18 protein-coding genes and 1 pseudogene are annotated in these 18,177 nt (G+C 64.3%); 3 read left to right on the top strand and 16 right to left on the bottom strand.

Annotation, left to right across the window (positions count from 1 at the left end):
• From EJ069_RS19115 to EJ069_RS19100, 4 genes are read right to left on the bottom strand one after another with little or no spacing between them, the layout of a single operon-like run.
• Positions 1-804 carry a sugar phosphate nucleotidyltransferase gene (locus EJ069_RS19115; protein WP_245456183.1) on the bottom strand — a complete coding sequence of 268 codons (804 nt, stop codon included), beginning with the start codon at positions 802-804 and terminating at the stop codon, positions 1-3.
• A complete protein-coding gene (locus EJ069_RS19110; RefSeq protein WP_126062631.1) occupies positions 804-1,904 on the bottom strand; it encodes a glycosyltransferase in 1,101 nt (366 codons plus the stop codon). The genes EJ069_RS19115 and EJ069_RS19110 overlap by 1 nt, the downstream gene beginning before the upstream one ends.
• A 15-nt stretch (positions 1,905-1,919) precedes the next feature.
• A complete protein-coding gene (locus EJ069_RS19105) occupies positions 1,920-2,516 on the bottom strand; it encodes a histidine phosphatase family protein (RefSeq protein ID WP_126062630.1) in 597 nt (198 codons plus the stop codon).
• Positions 2,513-3,616, bottom strand: coding sequence for an inositol-3-phosphate synthase (locus tag EJ069_RS19100; RefSeq protein ID WP_126062629.1), 1,104 nt, complete (start codon positions 3,614-3,616; stop codon positions 2,513-2,515). Before EJ069_RS19100 ends, EJ069_RS19105 begins: the two co-directional genes overlap by 4 nt.
• A gap of 61 nt (positions 3,617-3,677) precedes the next feature.
• On the opposite strand from EJ069_RS19100, the gene EJ069_RS19095 reads away from it, so the two are divergent.
• Positions 3,678-5,501, top strand: a complete 1,824-nt coding sequence (locus EJ069_RS19095; protein WP_126062628.1) for a hypothetical protein — start codon at positions 3,678-3,680, stop codon at positions 5,499-5,501.
• A 16-nt stretch (positions 5,502-5,517) separates the two neighbouring features.
• On the opposite strand, the gene EJ069_RS19090 is transcribed toward EJ069_RS19095, so the two are convergent.
• The 9 genes from EJ069_RS19090 to EJ069_RS19050 all read right to left on the bottom strand — a co-directional run bounded on the left by EJ069_RS19090 (position 5,518) and on the right by EJ069_RS19050 (position 14,722).
• Positions 5,518-5,703 (bottom strand): hypothetical protein, encoded by a 186-nt coding sequence (locus EJ069_RS19090; protein WP_042647245.1) that lies wholly within the window; start codon positions 5,701-5,703, stop codon positions 5,518-5,520.
• Positions 5,704-5,783: 80 nt separating this feature from the next.
• The gene (locus EJ069_RS19085; protein ID WP_126064797.1) at positions 5,784-6,818 is read right to left on the bottom strand and encodes a UDP-glucuronic acid decarboxylase family protein; all 1,035 of its coding nucleotides are present in this window, start codon (positions 6,816-6,818) and stop codon (positions 5,784-5,786) included.
• Positions 6,819-6,841: 23 nt separating this feature from the next.
• Entirely contained in the window at positions 6,842-7,951 is a 1,110-nt protein-coding gene (locus EJ069_RS19080; RefSeq protein ID WP_126062627.1) for a glycosyltransferase, read from the bottom strand.
• Positions 7,948-9,042, bottom strand: coding sequence for a glycosyltransferase (locus EJ069_RS19075; RefSeq protein WP_126062626.1), 1,095 nt, complete (start codon positions 9,040-9,042; stop codon positions 7,948-7,950). Before EJ069_RS19075 ends, EJ069_RS19080 begins: the two co-directional genes overlap by 4 nt.
• Complete coding sequence (locus EJ069_RS19070; RefSeq protein WP_126062625.1) at positions 9,039-10,169, bottom strand: glycosyltransferase; 1,131 nt, start codon at positions 10,167-10,169, stop codon at positions 9,039-9,041. The genes EJ069_RS19075 and EJ069_RS19070 overlap by 4 nt, the downstream gene beginning before the upstream one ends.
• A 2-nt stretch (positions 10,170-10,171) precedes the next feature.
• Entirely contained in the window at positions 10,172-11,272 is a 1,101-nt protein-coding gene (locus EJ069_RS19065) for a glycosyltransferase family 4 protein (protein WP_126062624.1), read from the bottom strand.
• A complete protein-coding gene (locus EJ069_RS19060; protein WP_126062623.1) occupies positions 11,257-12,549 on the bottom strand; it encodes a TIGR04295 family B12-binding domain-containing radical SAM protein in 1,293 nt (430 codons plus the stop codon). Before EJ069_RS19060 ends, EJ069_RS19065 begins: the two co-directional genes overlap by 16 nt.
• A complete protein-coding gene (locus tag EJ069_RS19055) occupies positions 12,546-13,619 on the bottom strand; it encodes an NAD-dependent epimerase/dehydratase family protein (protein WP_126062622.1) in 1,074 nt (357 codons plus the stop codon). Before EJ069_RS19055 ends, EJ069_RS19060 begins: the two co-directional genes overlap by 4 nt.
• Positions 13,616-14,722: an SDR family NAD(P)-dependent oxidoreductase gene (locus tag EJ069_RS19050; RefSeq protein WP_126062621.1), complete on the bottom strand. Its 1,107-nt coding sequence runs from the start codon at positions 14,720-14,722 to the stop codon at positions 13,616-13,618. The genes EJ069_RS19055 and EJ069_RS19050 overlap by 4 nt, the downstream gene beginning before the upstream one ends.
• Positions 14,723-14,911: 189 nt before the next feature.
• Between EJ069_RS19050 and EJ069_RS19045 the strand changes: the two genes are divergently transcribed.
• Complete coding sequence (locus tag EJ069_RS19045) at positions 14,912-15,184, top strand: hypothetical protein (protein ID WP_126062620.1); 273 nt, start codon at positions 14,912-14,914, stop codon at positions 15,182-15,184.
• 200 nt (positions 15,185-15,384) lie between these two features.
• Here the strand turns inward: EJ069_RS19045 and EJ069_RS19040 are convergent, their stop codons facing one another.
• From EJ069_RS19040 to EJ069_RS19030, 3 genes and pseudogenes are all read right to left on the bottom strand, one after another.
• Entirely contained in the window at positions 15,385-15,624 is a 240-nt protein-coding gene (locus EJ069_RS19040) for a hypothetical protein (RefSeq protein ID WP_126062619.1), read from the bottom strand.
• Between the two features lie 41 nt (positions 15,625-15,665).
• Positions 15,666-16,844: a zinc-dependent alcohol dehydrogenase gene (locus EJ069_RS19035; protein WP_126062618.1), complete on the bottom strand. Its 1,179-nt coding sequence runs from the start codon at positions 16,842-16,844 to the stop codon at positions 15,666-15,668.
• 85 nt (positions 16,845-16,929) lie between these two features.
• Positions 16,930-17,714, bottom strand: a pseudogene (locus EJ069_RS19030) (SDR family NAD(P)-dependent oxidoreductase).
• Positions 17,715-17,862: 148 nt separating this feature from the next.
• Here EJ069_RS19030 and EJ069_RS19025 point away from each other — a divergent pair.
• Positions 17,863-18,069 (top strand): hypothetical protein, encoded by a 207-nt coding sequence (locus EJ069_RS19025; RefSeq protein ID WP_126062617.1) that lies wholly within the window; start codon positions 17,863-17,865, stop codon positions 18,067-18,069.
• Positions 18,070-18,177: the final 108 nt, after the last annotated feature.

Genomic DNA, 18,177 nt, shown 5'->3' with positions numbered 1-18,177 from the left:
CTAAGCTCCTTCGCCTGGAACGGTTGGCTTTGGCGAGCGGTCCTGCGATGCGAATGTCTGCAGGGGCCCGTCATCGATGGCGTCGTTGCTTTCGAGCAGCCTGAGCGCCGTGCGATAGCCGTTGAAGGTACCGACATCGACATAGGCCGTCCCCGCCTTGACGCCGTAAGCTTCGCCTCCGCCGGCGAGATAGGCGTTGACCAGCGTGCCGAAATACTCGTCGACGCCGTCGCGCTGTCGCCAGAGGGAGGCCAGTTGATGGAAGATACTGCCCGGCATCTTGAAGGCGCCCCAGACCCAGTTTGTCGCGGCGTCAGCTTGCTTGACCTGGATCTGCTCGACCCGCCCGTTCTCGTCGAGGACGACGGCGTCGAACAGTTCCGGGCGATCGACCGGAAACATCAGGAAGGACAGCCGGTCGTCGGCCAGACGGCAGAAGCCGTCTTCAGGGAACCAGATCGTGTCCGGCAGGCCGATCAGGACCGTTTCGTCCGGCGTCACAAGCGGTGCGGCGCGGAAGATCGCGTCGCAAAGGCCAACCGGAGACGGCTGCGCCACGAAGATCGCCGCGGCGTCGCCATAGCCGGCGGCGTAATATTCGAGGATGTCCGACTTGCCGGAACCGATGATGAAGCAGATGCGGTCGACGCCGTTGCGCACCATGCGCCGCACCAGATATTCGCTCACCGCGCAGGGGCGTTCGGTCTGGCCGTCCAGGCGGCTGCCGACCGGCAGCAGCTCCTTGGAAAAACCCAGCGGCTGAATGCGGCTGCCGCGGCCGGCGGCAGGCACGATGCCAAACATCAGACAGCTTCCTCCATTGTGCCCTTCGACATGGACGAAAAAGCGTCGTTCAGGATGCGGTCGAGTTCGGCGGCGCGATGCGCGGACGTATGCTCGTCGAGAACGCGCTCCCGGGCGCGGCGGCCGAGAGTCGCGATCTCGTTCTCCGACAGGTCAAGCGCGGCAACGACGTCACCGGTGCTGTGCGCCAACAGAATCTCGCTGCCGGGCGTGAAGAAGCTGTCGAGTCCTGCCCAGTCGTCGGAGATGATCGCGGCGCCGCACGCAGCCGCCTCGAACAGACGGCCTGACGGGCACCAGCCCTGTCGTGCCATTGCCTCGCGGGTGACGTTCAGCGTCAGGCGCGAGGAGGAAAAGAAGGCCGGGTGGTCGGCGGGCGGCAGGTGCCTGACGAAATAGATGTTGCTGCTCCAGGGGAAGTCCTGCGGGTACTGCGCCCCGCCTATGACGAAACGGCGGTTCGGCAGTCGGGCCGCTGGAGCGACGAGCAGCCTTTCCACGGCCGCCTGCCGGTCCTCGGCATAGGTGCCGAGATAGGACAGGTCGCCCGCGAACTCGGACCTTGGCTGCGCCGGCCGGTGCCGGTTGGGGTCGACATGGCCGTAAAGCGGCAGGACATGACGTGCGCCAAGAATGCTCTTCAGTGTGTCGATCGCCGGCCCTCCGGTATAACTCAGGACCAGATCGAAATCGCGCAATCCCTTCGGCTCGAAATAGGCCGGGTAATCACCTCGCTCGATGCTCGACAGCGTCACCGGTGTATCGAGATCGTAAAACACCTTCAGGCCGCGGCAGCTGTCATTCGCGATCCGCGAAGCCTCGACGGCATCGGGACAATAGGAGGTGACGATGACGACGTCGGCTTCCCGTATCGCAGCTTCGGCTTCTTGGCGGATGTTCTCCCAGTCTGCGTAGAGAACGATATTCCCGCCATTGAGCCGGTCGATATCCCTGGCGCCGGCATAGTAGGGCGTATCGCGCTCGAAGAAGCTGATCGACCAGCCAAGCGGCGCCAGAGCGCCAATCAGCCCGCGCCAGAGCGTGGCGTGTCCGTTGCCCCACGAGGATGTGACGGTGAGGCCGAAAATGACCATGCGCATCGGTTGCTGCTCCCGTCAGGCGATTTCATTCAAACGGATCAGCTTAGAGCCCCAGTCGCCGTGGACGACTGTTGTGATAGAGGCCGGCGCAATGTCGAAGCGGAAGCAATCGCCGAGCGGCAGCCCGAGGATCGCGCAGACAGCCGCCTTGATGACATCGGCATGGCTGATAAGCGCGATGGACTGACCTTGTCCATTCTCGCGCAGCGCGTCCATCAGGCCGACCATCCTGTGCTGGACGTCCAGCATGGTCTCGCCGCTCGGCGTGCGGGCGCTCTGGCGCTGGTCGTTCCAAAGCCGCCAGCTTGCGTCGCCGTTCAGTTCTTCGAAGGTCTTACCGGACCATTCGCCGAAGTCGATCTCGTCGAGTTCCTTGCAGATCGCGATCTTCTCAATCTCGCAAGCGATGGCGATCGGCTTCGCTGTTTCCAGCGTGCGTTCGCGCGGACTGCTCAAGATCGCGGCGAGCGGCTCCCGCGCCATCCGCCGCGCGAGATGCAGCGCTTGCGCCTGGCCGGCTTCGCCCAGGCGAACGCCCTCGAGCCGCCCGGCCAGGTACGAGCCGACATGATCATGCGCCGCGTGGCGGATGAGAAAGAAGGTGGTGGTCATTCGGCAGCGTCCAGCATCGGCTCGTCATTGCCGGCGATGAAGGCGAGCGTGCGCAGGCGCGCCTCTGCGTCGGTGAACTGCTCCGGCGGCGACTTCATGAAGTAGCTGCTGGGGCCCGTGAGCGCGCCGGCAATACCGCGGTCGAGGGCAAGCTTCGCGCAGCGGACGGCATCGATGACGACGCCAGCCGAATTGGGCGAATCCCAAACCTCCAGCTTGAGCTCGGCATTGAGCGGCACGCCGCCGAAAGTGGTGCCTTCGACGCGGATATAGGCCCATTTGCGATCGGTCAGCCACGGGACATGGTCGCTGGGTCCGACATGGATGTTGCCGGCTTCGAGCGGAACGTCGATCTGGCTGGTGACGGACTGCGTCTTCGAGATCTTCTTCGATTCCAGCCGCTCGCGCTCGAGCATGTTGAGGAAGTCGGTGTTGCCGCCGAAGTTGAGCTGGTAGGTGCGATCGATGCGCACGCCGCGCTCGCGGAAGAGATTGGCGAGCAGCCGGTGCACGATGGTTGCGCCGACCTGGCTCTTGATGTCGTCGCCAACCAGGGGAAGGCCGCGTTCCTCGAAGCGTTGGCGCCATTCCGGCCGCGAAGCGATGAAGACAGGGATGCAATTGACGAAGGCGCAGCCGGCATCGAGCGCGCATTCTGCGTAGAAATGTGCAGCGGCTTCGGAGCCCACCGGAAGATAGCATATGAGCACCTCGGTCGCGCTTTCCTTCAGCCGTGCGGTTACGTCTGCGACCGGTTCATCTGACTCTTCGATCTCATCGCGCAGATATTTGCCGATGCCGTCGAGCGTCGGGCCGCGATCCACGCGAACGCCGATCGGAGCAACATCGGCGAAACGGAAGGTGTTGTTGGGCGCGGTGTAGATCGCTTCCGCCACATCGCGCCCAACCTTGTTTTCCGCAACATCGAAGGCGCAGACCACCTCGACATCGTCGACATGGTAGCCGCCGAGATCGGCATGCATCAGTCCGGGGATCGGCTCATTGCCGTTGGCGTGGCGATAGTAGGAGAGACCTTGCACAAGCGATGATGCGCAATTGCCTACGCCGACGATGCCGATACGAACTTTCTTCGATGTCACGAAACCACGGCCTCTTTGGTTGGAGGTAAGTTCCTCGGCGCCGAACCGGGAGCGGCCTCGAATGTTCCTTCGCGCCGCGAAAAATTGCCGAGCCCGATTGCGGATCAAACAGGCGCCGCTTCGCGTTGGCGACCAGACAGCAGGCAGGAGCCGTATGATCGTCTTCGGCGACCACAAGCGAACGCGTAGCGCAGAACAGCTCAGGGAAGCTGTCCTGGCCGCGGCTGGAGCGATTGACGATCTGCCCGCCGGCATCGAACGTCATGCCGCTCTGGTCGATCTTTTCGTCACTGCCTCTGAACTCTTCCAGGGCCTTGCCGATGCGGAATTCGACACCAGAGGCGCGGACGGCAGTTCGTCGAGGCAGAAGCTGGGGTCGGAAATCCTCGTCGAGCTGTCGCGGGAAGTGCTGCGGTCCTGGCAGCAGGGATTTGCCCGAAAAGGATCGCTCGATGCATCGCTGCTTGCAAAGCTTGCGGCCATCGACTGCGGCAGCGCAATAACCACCGGTCCGGCTGAAGGCTATGCGCTATACGCCCTCTTTCCGGAAACCTATCTGCTTGCGGCGCTGCGGTCCGGCCTCGACACAAACACCTGCGTCATTGGGATCCGCAGCATCGGTCTCGGCCTCGCAGCGATGGTCGCCGCCGCCCTGCATGCGCCGCCGCCAATCAGCGTGCGGCCGATCGGTCATCCGTTTAGCAGGCACATAAGCGCGGCGCCAGAACTCCTCGGCTCCTGGCGCGACAGGCCGCAAGCCAAATTTGCTATCGTCGATGAAGGTCCGGGTCTCTCCGGCAGCTCCTTTCACGCTGTCATTGCATGGCTGCGCCGGCAGGGCATCGGCCAGGAGCGCATTCATCTGTTTCCGAGCCATCGCGGCGGGCCCGGCGCGCGGGCTGATGCCGAAACCATCGCCGCCTTGTCGCAGTGCCAAAGCCATGTCGCGGGCTTTGAAGATGTCTTTGACGGCGCGGTTGCCCCCGGGCTGAGGGACTGGATAGGACATCTGCTAGGCGAGGCCGATGTTGAGCTTCATGAGATTTCCGGCGGGGCATGGCGCAACTATCTTTCTGCGCCGGCAGACGCCTGGCCGCCAGCATTCCCGGCATTCGAGCGGCGCAAATTCATGGCTTCGGCCGACGGCGAACGCTGGCTGGTCAAGTTCGCAGGTTTCGGCGAAAGCGGAGGTCGCAAGCTGCGTACGGCCAGGGCACTGCACGAAGCGGGCTTTGGCGCTCAGCCTGCCGGACTCTGCCACGGTTTTCTGGTCGAGCGCTGGATCGATGCCGACAGGCTGGACCGGGCAGCGCCGGCAAGGGATCTGCTGATCGAATGGCTTGGGCGCTACCTCGGCTGGCGCGCTGCCAGGCTGCAGGCCGACGAGGCCGGCGCGTCGCTAAACCAGCTCGCACGCATGGCGGTGCAAAACTGCGAGGAAGCGCTGGGGGAGAATTTGGCGCACGCGTTGCAGACATGGTTTGCCTGCCAGCCATCACCAGGTCCAACGCCCCGGGTCGAGATCGACGGACGGCTGCATGCGTGGGAATTTCTGGTCCGCCCGCATGGCCTGCTCAAGACGGACGCGTTCGATCATTGCCGATCGCACGATCTTATCGGCTGCCAGGGCATAGAATGGGACGTTGCCGGGGCACGGGTCGAACACGACCTGTCCGCCGCCGAGCTTTCGAGGCTCGTGGGCCGCATCGAGCAGGCGACATTGATCGACAGAGCTTTGGTCGACTATTTCGAGCCTTGCTATCTCGCGTTTCAGCTTGGCCTCTGGACGATTGCAGAGCATTCGACTGACGAGGAAGAGCGGATGCGGTCGACGCGCGCAGTCGAACGTTACAAAGCCGGACTTGTCCGGCTTCTGGCCTGTTGAAGCCAAGCCCGCAGGGTCAGTCCAGCCTGCGCAGCATGTCGGCTTCCTGTTCCAGGATGCTTGCCACTTCCTCCCGTCGCAGATGCGTCATCATCAGGCTGACGCAACACTCGAGATAGGTGATGGAAGCTCTTCGCAGGAACGCGGCGGTTTCCGCCGCTGCCATCTGCTCGATGTCCTTGACTGGTCGCTTCGGCTGCACAGTTCTTCCTCCGTCGCGGTTGTCATGCCCAACCGCAATGTCGAGTGGTTGTTCCGCGCTGGTGAAAAGATGCCGCTGCTTCAAAGCGGCAGGTTCTGCAGCTTTCCCCCACCCGCTCTGTCGATTGCAGCGACGGGCGCGATCGCCAGGTCGTCCATACCTGAAAAGTGGACGATCGTCTGCAGCAGGCCTTGCCTGAGAGGCACCTCGGGCGACCAGCCCAGAAGCGCCTTTGCGCGGCCTATGTCTGGGCGCCGCCGGCGCGGGTCGTCCTCAGGCAGAGGCAGGAACTTCACCGGCGATCTGGTGCCGGTCAGCTCGCGCACCAGCCTCGCCAGCTCGAGGATCGAGAACTCCCCGGGATTGCCGAGATTGACCGGCTGGCGTGGATTGGGATCGACGTCCATCAGGCGTCGCAAGCCCTCGACCAGATCGGTGACATAGCAGAAGGAGCGGGTCTGCCGGCCGTCGCCGAAGATCGTCAGCGGCCGCTTCTCGATGGCCTGCATGACCAGGTTGGAGACGATGCGGCCGTCGGCGGGGTCCATCCTGGGCCCATAGGTGTTGAAGATGCGCGCGACGCGAATATCCGCCATCTCGGCGCGCAGATAATCGAAGCAGAGCGTTTCGGCGGCGCGCTTGCCCTCATCGTAGCAGGCTCGCGGTCCGGTGCAGTTGACGTGGCCGACATAGTCCTCGCGCTGCGGATGCTGTTCCGGATCGCCATAGACTTCGCTGGTCGATGCCTGCAGGAAGCGGGCGCCGCTGCCGGCGGCGAGCTCCAAAAGGTTGAGAGTTCCGATGACGCAGGTCCGCGTCGTATGGATCGGGTCGGCCTGATAGCGAGGCGGCGATGCCGCGCAGGCGAGGTTGAAAACGCGATCGACAGGTTCACCGAGTTCCAGCGGGGTGCAAACGTCCTGCTCGATCAGCCGAAAGCGCGCCTGGCCAACCAGCGACCCGATATTCTCCATTCTGCCGGTGAGGAAATTGTCGACGCAGATCACGCGATAGCCGTCATGCAGCAGCCCCTCGCATAAATGCGAACCGAGGAAACCTGCACCGCCGGCAACAAGCGCGGTCCTTCTTTGTTCAGCTCTTTTTGATCGCCGCATCTCGATGGTCTCCTGTCTGTCGCTCATGCCGCACTTTCGACGTCTAGATCGACCGCCGGACGCATTCCGACAGATGGCGTCAGCGCCGAGACGAATTCACGTGCCCTTGCCATGGCGGTATGTCTTGAAAGCACCGCCTCGCGCGCCAGCCTGGCCATGTCGAACCTTGCCCGCTCGGATTTGGCGCTGAGGATTCTCTCGACATCTGCGGCATTGGCCGCCGTCTCGATCGCCGGTCCCGGGAAGAAATCGTCGAGCCCGGGCCAGCGGTCGCTTATGATTGGCGTGCCGCAGGCTGCGGCCTCGAAAAGCCGCACGCTGGGCGACCATCCGGCCGCGATCATCGACGCCCGCGTAAGGTTCAGCGTGTAGCGCTGGCGGCTGTAGAAGGCGGCATGTCCAGAAGGCGGCAGGTGCTCGATCCGCTCGACATTGTCCGGCCAGGCGATGTCGGAGGGATATTGCGAGCCGGCGACGACGAAGCGGCGGTCGGGCAGGCGTCGCGCAGGCTCCAGAAGCAGCGCTTCCAACGAGGGCTGCCGGTCGGCGCTATAAGTGCCAAGATAGCCAAGGTCCCATTCGATGGCGTGTCTGGTGCGGCGATGCCGCGTTGGATCGACGGAGCAGTAGAGCGCCTCCGCCCGGCGCGCGCCGAACTCGGACTCCAGCCGCTCCAGCGTCGGTCCGCCGGTGAAGGAGAAGTAGACGTCGAAATAGGGAATCTGCCTGCGGGCAAGATAGTCGCAATCGTCATCGGCAACCCGCGCCAGCGTCACCGGTGTGTCGATGTCGTAAAAGCAGAACTGCCCCGTGCAGAGCGACGCAAGATCGTCGATGATCACCCTGCCCTCCGGCACGAAGGAGCCTATCACCACTGCATCGGCGCGCTGCAACTCCTGCCGGTGGTTTCGGCGCAGCTCCGAGACTGTCTCGTAGTAGCGCAAGTCGCAGAAATCGGGATCGCGCAGGTCCCGATGATGCGCGTACCAGGAGACGTCGCGTTCGAGGAAGGTGACGCGATGGCCGAGATCGTTGAGCGCACGCAGCAATCCGCGGAAAGTCGTCGCATGTCCGTTGCCCCAGGACGAAGACAGGGAGAGCCCAAGGAAAACGATGTCGAGCGGTTTCGTCATTCCGCAGCCTCCATTGCGCGGCGCTGGAAATGCGCCTTGAAGATGTCGTCCACCAGCCGAGCCCTCAGCGTGTAGGTATGCTCGGCCCGAACGCGCCGCAGCGCTGCCGCGCCGATCGCCTTCGCCCGCTGTGGCGTCAGCGTGCGCATGATCTCGGCGACATCGGCGCCGTCGCGGGCGACCAGAATCTCTTCGCCGGGGGTCAGGAACAACTCGATGCCGAGCCAGGCGTCGGTCAGAAGGCACGCGCCGGCCCCCGCCGCCTCGAAGACACGGGTCGCGGGCGAAAACCCGTTGGCCGCCATGCTGTCGCGGCTGATGTTGAGCACGGCCTTCGGCGTGACGTTGAAGGCGTTGTGATCGCTGGTGCCGACATGCCCCAGCCATGAGACATTCGGGGGCAGGGACTTGTCGTCCCAGCCGGAGCCGCCAAGCAGGAAGCGCTGGCTGCCGAGCCTGCGGGCCGGGTCGAGGAAGAAGGCGTCGACGCGCGCCTCACGGTCGGGCAGCCGATTGCCGAGGAAGGCGAGGTCGCAAGCAAAGCGCGGATTTGCGGCGACGGGATGATGCGTCTCAGGGTCGAGCGCGTTGTAGATCGGTACGCATTCCGCGGCGCCGAGCGCACGATAATCCCAGACGACCGGGTCGCCGCCGCCATAAGTCAGCACGATGCCGATCCTCTTCAACGCTTCATGCAAGGGGTGTTCGGCATCGTTGCGCAGCTCGCTCAGGGTCGCTGGCGCGTCGACATCCCAGAACACGGTCAGCGCATCCGGGCGGGCATTGTCGAGAACCGCCTGCAGCAGAGCATCGTCTTCGAAGCCGACGCCGCTTGCCTTGACCACGACGTCTGCCTCCACGGCGCGCGAGGCGACCTGCATCAGCGCATGCGCTGTCGGCTCGTAGACCACGACGCTGCACCAGTCCGGAGCCTCGATGTCGCGATGCTTCTGCCGGTCGTAGACGTCGGGCTCATAGAAGACGATGTCATAGCCGCGCTGCGACAGTGCCTTGAGCAGGCCGCGGTAATAGGTGGCGGCGCCGTTCCAATAGGACGACAGAAGGCTCGATCCGTAAAAGGCAATTTTCATGCGGCCGCCTCCCTTGCAGGCTTGATTTCAGCCGCCGCGCGATTGCCGCATGCGGCGAGGATGTCGAACAGCTCGTCGGCGCGATGCCGGCACGTGTGCCGCGCCAGGATGGTCTCCAGGCCCGATGCGGCCAGCGCTTCCGCTAGCTGGCGATCGTTCAGCACGTCGCGGAGGTGGTCTCGCATCTCGGCGCCGTTTCGGGCGAAGAGGAAATCCGTTCCGGAGCGGAACAGGCCTTCGACATCCGACCATGGCGCAGACACAAGCGGAATGCCGCAGGCCAGCGCCTCGAACATGCGAATGGTGGGAATGCCCGGCAGGCTCTCCCGGTAGGGCCGGCGTGGGATGTGCATGGTGATGCGATGCCGGGCGAAGGCCTTCGGCACGTCGGCATTGGCGATCCAGCCTTCGTAGCGCAGGCCGGTATCCGCGAGGGCCGTCAGCGCATCCGGCGGATAGCGCACGCCGTGCACGGTTCCCGACAGCGCGAGGGCGTGCGCCGGCTGGGTCAGAAACTCGCCGATCTCGGCGCTGCGTTCGTCGTCGCCCCAATTGCCGATCCAGACGAGATCAGACTCACGGTCGATGTCGGGCAGCGGCTTGAACAGCCGTTCGTCCGCCGCTTCATGCCAGGTGAAGACCCGTCTGCCCCAGCCGGCGCGAAGATAGCTCTCCCGCAGCACTTCGCCGAAGACCAGAACCCCGTCGTAATGCTCGAGCTGAAGCGCTGCGATCGCCTGGGTCGCGGATACGGCGCGGTGATGGGTGTCATGGAAGAGCAGCGTGAAATCGCCACCCCGGCCCCGGATGCGGCCGATGCGAGCGACGAGCTCAGGGTCGGTCCATTCATGAACGATGACGATATCTGCGCCGGCGAGCCAGGACTCATGGTGGAAACCCGCGTCGTAGGTCACCGCCATCAATTCCGGAAAATCCTTGCGGAAGCGCTCGACGGCGAAGGGGCCTTGCTCGGCGAGCAGGTTCGATCGGCTCCAGCCGTCGGCGGGCTCCAGCGCGATCACCTCATGGCCGCGCGCCACAAGCTCGCGCATGATGCCGCGCTGGAAGTGCGCGTTGCCGTGGTTCCAGTCGGAAACCGCCGAATGGGTGTAGAACAGAAAACGCATGGTCAACGCCCCGCTGCGGTCAGCGCCGCCCGATTGTAGATGTCGCGCATCATCCTCACCTGCTTGCCCAGCGAGAATTTGCGTGCCTGCCGCGCGGCGCGCCTGCCGAGCTTGCGCCGCAAGCTTTCGTCACGGGACAGGCTCTCGATGCAGCCGGCCAGCGCATGTGGATCGCGCGGGTTGTAGAACATGGCCGCGCCGTCCCAGATCTCGCGGTAGGTCGCGATATCGGCAAGCACCAGCGGCGTGGCCGAGAGCGCTGCCTCCAGGGCGGCCAGCCCGAAAGGCTCGTAGATGGAAGTTGACACGAAGATGCCGGCCCGCCTCATGCGGCGCCGAACCTCGCGGTGGTCGATTGAACCGAGCGAGACGCAGTTGTCGAAACGGGCGCGCTGTCCGTCGGGACCGGCGAGCGGACCGGCGGCCTGAACGGGCCAGGCGCAGAGCGCGGCGGCGGCGTCGAGCGATGCCGCGTCCTTGCCCTCGTCCCACCAGCGTGCGGCGGCGAAGACGAAAGGCTCGCGGCGTCCCGGCCTCGGACCGGGCAGGGCGCCATTATGGACGACGCCCAAGCCTGCGATCGCGCCGTAGCAGGCTTGGAGCATCTCGGCATGGCTTCGGCTCGGAGCGACAATGGTGTCGGCGCGATCGAATCCAGCCCTGTTGCGATCTCGCTGCCAGGACCAGGTGTCCGCCGGCGCCTGCCCACGCACTGCGTGCAGCCAGGTGGCCACGCATGAATGCGAGATCGCGACAATGGGACATGCGAGATCAAGTCCGGCGGCTTGCGCCGGCGCGTTGAGATGGACAAGGTCGATCGCATAGGTCTTGGCGAGGCTTCGCAATTCGCCCGGCAAGCGGTCGAGATCTTTTTCATCGCGCGTCATCCAGTCCGGCGGGCTTTTCAGCCAAGCGAGCGTGGCGAAAGACTGCGCCTCACACGCCTGCTCCGGAGAAGGCTCCGGCCCCAGTCCGGCAAGCACGATGCTGTCGCCGCCGGCCGCCAGCTCGCGCGCCAGGTCGAGTGAGTAGCGCCACACCCCGCCGACGGCGTCGGTCGTCATCAGGATGCGCCGCGGACGATGGATCAGTGATTGCAGCATGAGGACTCCAACTCAGCCAGCGCATGCGGGCGCTGGTCCTGGATGTCGCTGAAGGAGCGGAAGGAGGCGAGGTAGTGCTCATGCGCGCGCTCCCAGGCGAGGTCGTCGGGTTCGCCCCAGAGTTCGCGATAGCTGGGCGAGCTCGGATAGGGGTAGAGCGGCACGGGCTCGTTCGCCCAGACGCCGTGATCGATGAGGTGCTTGCGCCAATAGTCCACCAGCGCCGGATCGTCCTCGACCACGCCGATCAGATTGGCCTGGACGAAAGGCACGTTGCGGCGGGCGTCGATGAGAAGCGCTGCGAGACCCTCAGTGTCGAGGCGGCAGCGCTTGGCAAGCATCGCGCGGCCCTCGACGGTCAGGCTTTCAAGGCCTGCCTCAATCGAGACGCAGCCAGCCGCGCCGAGCAGCTCCAGCAGTTCCGGCTTCCACAGATCGATGCGCGTCTGGACACCGAATTGAACGTCGCGATCGACCAGCACCTCCAGCAGCGCCTTCTGCGGCAGGAAGATCTCGTCGATGAAATAGATGTAGCCGACGCCTTGCGCGATCAGCCCGTCGATCTCGGCGACGATGGCATCGTGCTTCCTGCGCCGATAGGCATCGCGAAAATCGATCTTCGCGCAGAAGCTGCAATTGTAGGGGCAGCCGCGCGAGGCCTCCACCTCGGCGCCGGCGCCTTTCTGGACGGTATCGAACCTATGGTGGTGGTGGCTATGCGCCGCGATCCAATCGGACGGCCAGCTGAGCGCCGGATGATCGATGAACGGACTGGCATGAACGCCGCCATTGCTGGCGAGACCGTCGCGTTGGAGGCAGGCCGTGTGCGCGACCTTGCTCCAGTCGCTTTGCCGCGCGAGCTCCGCCACGACCTCCTCGCATTCGCCGCGCACAACGACATCGACGCCGAGCTTGCGCAAAGTCGGCGCAGGCGTCGCCGAGGCATGCGGTCCGACCGCCACGGTGCGTCCGCCGCGTCCGGAGAGATGGTTGAGGAATTCTCCGGGAACACGCAGTTCCGGCGGCGCGCAGCGCCAGAACAGATAGGTCGGGGCAGTGGTCACCACCGTCATGTCCGGCGCAAAGTCAGCCACACGCTCGGCAAGGGCCGCGTTGTCGAGCCCCTGCAGCAAGCCGTCCAGCATCAGGACGTCGTGCCCATCGGCGTCCAGCATTGCCTTCGAATAGCCGAGCTCCAGCGGCAGATGCGGCTGGCGGCAGCCGAAATAGATGCTGTGCTCATACGTCCAGAACGGATTGACCAGGGCGACTTTCATGCGACGTACCTCGCGGCTTCGGGGCGCGATTGGAGCCGATGCCGCAGCAGCCAGCTGGCGAGATCGCAGACGCCTTCGCGCCATGGGACATGCGCCTGCCAGCCGATCGCGGCTTGCAGCTTGCGCGTGTCGGCGACGAAGAAGGGCTGATCGCCGGTGCGCTCGTGGTCGTGGCGGATCGTGATGTCGCTGCCGGTCATGTCGGCGATCTCCGCCAGCAGCACGCGCAGGCTGACCGCATTGCGCGGGCCGCCGCCCAGATTGAACGCCTGGCCCTTCAGGTCCTCGATCCGGGCGAGCACGCCGCGATAGGCGGCCACGGCATCGGACACATGCAGGATGTCACGCACCTGCCTGCCGTCGCCGTAAATGGTGATCGGCTGGCCGGACAAGGCGCTGAGAAGAAAATGCGCGACCCAGCCCTGGTCCTCGGTGCCGAACTGGCGCGGCCCGTAGATGCAGCTCATACGCAGCACCGCCGTCGGCAAGCCATAGGACTTGGAATAGTCGAGCACATACTGGTCAGCCGCGCCCTTCGAGCAGCCATAGGGCGTGCAGAAATCAAGGCCGACCTTCTCAGCGACGCCGCTCGTACGCACCTCCTCGTCGAACGGCTCATAGTGATCGTCGGCTTGCCGCACCGCGATCTGGGGCAGGCTGCCATAGACCTTGTTGGTGCTGGCGAAGACCACGGGAGCTCCGGTGCCGCGGGCCGCTTCCAGCACGTTGAACGTCCCCTTGAGGTTTATGTCGAAGTCTTCAGCAGGATCGCTCAGGCTGGTCGTCACGGCTGTCTGAGCGGCCAGATGGAAAATCGCTTTGGCCGGCGCCAGTGCGGTGGCCAACGCGCTCAGATCGCGAATGTCGACGATTTCAACGATCAGCCGCTCGCCATGCTTTTGCGCCAGCCAATCGAGATTCTGCTCGACGCCTGGACGGCTGAGATTGTCGACGACCAGCACTGTTTCCCCGTCGGAGAGCAGGCTGTCGGCGAGATTGGAGCCGATGAAGCCGCTGCCGCCGATAACGGCCACGGGCGCCTGTCGGGCGTGGCGGTGCGTCTGAGTCATGAGACCAATCCTCGCTCTTCCAGCTCGCGCCGCATGTCGGCGCCCCGGTCGATCACGACGCTGTTGCGAACCCAGGCGGCGAATTCGCCGAGCGAATTTTCCAGACGATGCTTGGGCTCGAAGCCGAGCAGCTCGCGCGCCTTGGCAATGTCGGCGAAGCAATTGCGAATGTCGCCGGAGCGCGCCTTGCCAAGGATTTCGGGGGGGCGCTTTGGGATGCCCATCGCCCTGGCAAGCAGGCGGGCCACTTCGCTGATCGAATAGGCGTGGCCGCTGCCGATGTTGATGGCATGTCCGGCGGCCTGGCGTTGCTCAAGCGCCAGCCGGAACGCGGTGGCGACGTCGCGCACATGCACGAAGTCGCGCTTCTGCTCGCCGTCCTCGAAGATCGTCGGCCGCTTGCCGTTGGCGAGACGCGAGGCGAAGTTGGCGAGAACGCCGGTATAGGGATTGGAAAGCGCCTGTCCGGCGCCGAAGACGTTGAAGAGGCGCAGCGCCACCGCATCGATGCCATAGGCCTGGCCGAAGATCAGCACCGCGCGCTCCTGCGCGTATTTGGTCAGCGCGTAGATCGAGGCGAGATCCGGCCGCTTCTCCTCGTCGGTGGGAATCGGCGACAGGTCTTCGCCCGATGCCGATTTGAGATCCCACAGGCCGTCCTTGATGTCAGCGGGCTTGCGTCGGGCATTATCGATCCGCTCGCCTTCCGCAGTCCGGTAAAGGCCTTCGCCATAGATGCTCATGGAGGATGCCACGACGATCCGTTCGACCGGCTTCTTGATGAGTGCCTCGAGCAGCACCGCCGTGCCGAGATCGTTGGTGCCGACATAGCGGGCGATCTCGTACATCGATTGGCCGACGCCGACCTCGGCCGCCAGGTGGATGACCGCATCGACATCCGAAACCGCCTCGGCGACCGCATCGCGATCACGCACGTCGCCTTTGATCAGCTCGGCTCCGGTCGGAAGGTTGATGGCCTCAGTGCCGTGTACCTGGTCGACAAGTGCATCGAGCAGGCGCACGCGATAACCATTGTCAGCGAGCTCCTGGGCGACGTGGCGGCCGATGAAGCCGCAACCTCCCGTAACCAATACTCGTTTCACGATGACTCCCTTGCGGATTTTGCTTCGGCGCCCCGAACTGCGCGCTAAAAGGTTTGTTCCCTGCATCAACAAAGTTCCCGCCGCGGGAGCTCACGCAGCCAAGACAAGGGCTGTGCAACCTGCTGGAACATTGCCCTTTGGTTGCTGTTAGGACCGCTCACCAATCCCCGCTGCGAGAAAGGGAAATCCATGTCCGAGGCCAAGACCACCACCAATCACGACGAGATCCGGAAATGGGTGGAAGAACGCGATGGCCAGCCGGCCGTCGTTCGCACGAAAGGCAAGGGCGGCATTCTGCGCATCGATTTCGGCGAGCCCGAAGACACGCTGGAACCGATCGAGTGGGACGAATTCTTCCGCATTTTCGACGAGAACGACCTCGCCTTCCTGCACCAGGATGAAGCAGGCAGCGGCGGAACGAGCCGCTTCAACAAGTTCGTCGAGCGCAGCCAGAAGGACTAGAGCAATTCCAGGAAAAGTGTGGAGCGGTTTTCCGTCCGGAATTGCGTAAAAACAAACACTTAGAGCGGTTCGGCGATTCCGTGAAACGCTGAACCGCTCTAGTGGGTCGAGAAGCTGGCGTCATGGCGCCGTTGGAGGGAGAGGAGGCCCTGCAACGGCGCCGCGGCAGGCGGTCAGGCTGCAGCATTTGTTCGTGCCGCTCAATCGAGCGGCTTGTCCGTCGGCCTGGGTGTCGGCCCGGTCTGACGCCGTCGGCCGGCGTTGCGGTTCGCTACAGGATTGTCGAGCGGCGAGGTCGAGGGCTCCCGTGCGCCTGAGGTCTTTGGGGCAGTCGGTCTCGCGCCCGCATCGCGGTCCTGTGGATCGCGATGCGGATGCGGAAGCCCCCCGGGATCGGGCGACTTCACCGCGGGCTTGGACAGGTCTTTCGGTTCAGCCATTTTCGAACCCTTCCTCGTTCAGCCGTCCGCTATCCGCGCGATCAGCCGTGCGGGCGCATCACCACTTTGATGCAGCCGTCCTGCTTGTCGCGGAATGTCTTGTAGAGATCCGGTCCTTCCTCCAGACCGGCGCGATGGGTGATGACGAAGGACGGGTCGATCTCGCCGCTTAGCACCTTCTGCAGCAGCGGCTCGAGATAGCGGTGGGTATGGGTCTGGCCCATGCGGAATGTCAGCCCCTTGTTCATAGCCGCGCCGAAGGGAATGTGATCCACCAGGCCGATATAGACGCCTGGCACCGAGATCGTGCCGCCCTTGCGGCAGCAATAGATCGCCTCGCGCAGCACATGCGGCCGGTCGGTGCCGAGGTAGACGGTGGCCTTGGCCTTATCGAGCATGGAATCGGACGTTGCGGTGGCATCGGCCTCGGTGCCTACGCAGTCTATGCAACTGTCAGGGCCGCGACCGTCGGTCATGGCCATGAGGGCATCGTAAATATCGGAATTGCTGAAATCGAGGGTCTCCGCCTTGCCGTAGTCGCGCGCCATGGCGAGCCGTTCCGGCACCTTGTCGATGGCGATGACGCGGCCGGCGCCCAGCATCCAGGCGCTCTGGATGGCGAACTGCCCGACCGGCCCGCAGCCCCAGATGGCGACGGTGTCGCCTTCCTGGATGCCGGCGTTCTCGGCCGCCATGTAGCCGGTGGGAAAGATATCGGAGAGGAACAGCACCTGCTCGTCATCCATGCCGTCGGGCACCTTGATTGGGCCGACATCGGCAAAGGGCACGCGCAGATACTCGGCCTGTCCTCCCCAATAGCCGCCGACCAGATGCGAATAGCCGAACAGGCCCGCGGGCGACTGGCCCATCACCTTGGCGGCCTGCTCGGCATTGGGGTTCGAGCGGTCGCAGAGCGAGAACAGGCCGTTCTGACAGAACCAGCACTCGCCGCAGGAGATGTTGAAGGGAACGACGACGCGATCGCCCTTCTTGAACTTCGTGTGAGCGCGGCCGACTTCCACCACTTCGCCCATGGTCTCGTGGCCCAGCACGTCGCCCGATTTCATCGTCGGCATGTAGCCGTCCATCAGATGCAGGTCCGAGCCGCATATGGCGCAGCACGTGACCTTGATGATGATGTCGCGATCGTTCTCGATCGCCGGGTCGGCGACCTGGTCGCAACGAATGTCGCCTTTGCCATGCCAGGTCAGGGCTTTCATCGGTTATTCCTTTGGTTGTCGATGCTTAGCGGGCTACGGGCCGAACTGGCGCTGGGCGGGAATGTTCCCGGATCAGCCCGCGTTTTCAGCCATTCTTCGCCGAACCCGATTCGGCTGTGTTGCGGTGCTGTTCGGCCAGTGTGCCGGCCGGTGTGACATGGGCGGCGGCGACCTGCATCTTGTTCTTCCAGCCGCTGATCACTTGCTCCTCGCCGGCCATCAAGGCGTCGTAGCCGTCCCTGGCCACATCGGCGGGATTGTCCTTCTCTTGCACCCCGATTTCGGTATCCATCATGTCGGCGCGCTCGAAGAAGCGCGTCTGCGTGGCGCCGGCATCAGCACGGTGACGCTCACGCCGCTGTCCTTCAGCTCATGACGCAGCGCGATGGCGAAGGAATCGGTGAACGCCTTGGTGCCGTTGTAGACCGCCTGGAATGTGCCAGGCGTGAAGCCGGCGATCGAGCCTGTGAACAGGATCCGGCCGCGACCGCGTCCGACCATCTTGCGGCCGAGCCGATGGGCCAAATAGACCGTGCCGATGATGTTGGTGTCGATGACGCGGCGTGCCTCGTTCCAATCCCGGTCGACAAAGCCCCGGCCCAGGCCGCGCCCCGCGTTGAGGAACAGGAGATCGATGTCGCGGTCGCCGATCTCGGCGATCAATTTGTCGGCGCCGTTCTCGCGTGCAAGGTCGGCCTCCACCGCATCGACCGAGACGCCGTGCGATCGGAGCGCCTCCGCGGCCTGCTCGATGGCCGGCTCATCGGCGACGATGACCAGATCGTAGCCGTCCTTGGCGCAGAGTTTCGCGAGCTCCCTGCCGATGCCGCTCGAGGCGCCGGTGACGACCGCCAGTTTCCCGTTTCCCATTCGATCCTCCTGAGTGGTTCGGCCGAACATCCGGTTGGACCGAATGTTCCTTGGGATCGGAGGATTTCAGCACGCCGAAACTGCAATGCCTTCGGCCGAGGGAACCGCGTGGGCGCTCTGGCTGTTGGATCGGCAAGGAGCAATCGCCATGGGACTCTTTTCCGACCTGAACAAGAAGCTGACCGAAAACCTCTATGCCCATGGCAGCTATCTGAGCGATCCGAGCGCCGACCTGCCGCGCCGGGTGGAGGAGACGGTCGATCTGCTGATGCCCTTCGTGAAGCCCGAGGCGCGGGAAACGGTGAAGCTGCAGATCCTCGGCATCATCCACGAGCATATCTTTGACGAGGAGTGACTCCGGCGATCGCTCGATCCACCGGAGACATAACCGTCAGGATGCTTGGTCATTCCGAACGGCGGGATCCGCGCTGCTTCTCGGCGTCGCGCAGCAGCCGCACAATGG

The organism is Mesorhizobium sp. M2A.F.Ca.ET.043.05.1.1 (assembly GCF_003952445.1).
GTDB lineage: Bacteria > Pseudomonadota > Alphaproteobacteria > Rhizobiales > Rhizobiaceae > Mesorhizobium.
The sequence above is the reverse complement of the archived record's forward strand: the minus strand, read 5'-3'. Positions and strand labels throughout refer to the sequence as shown.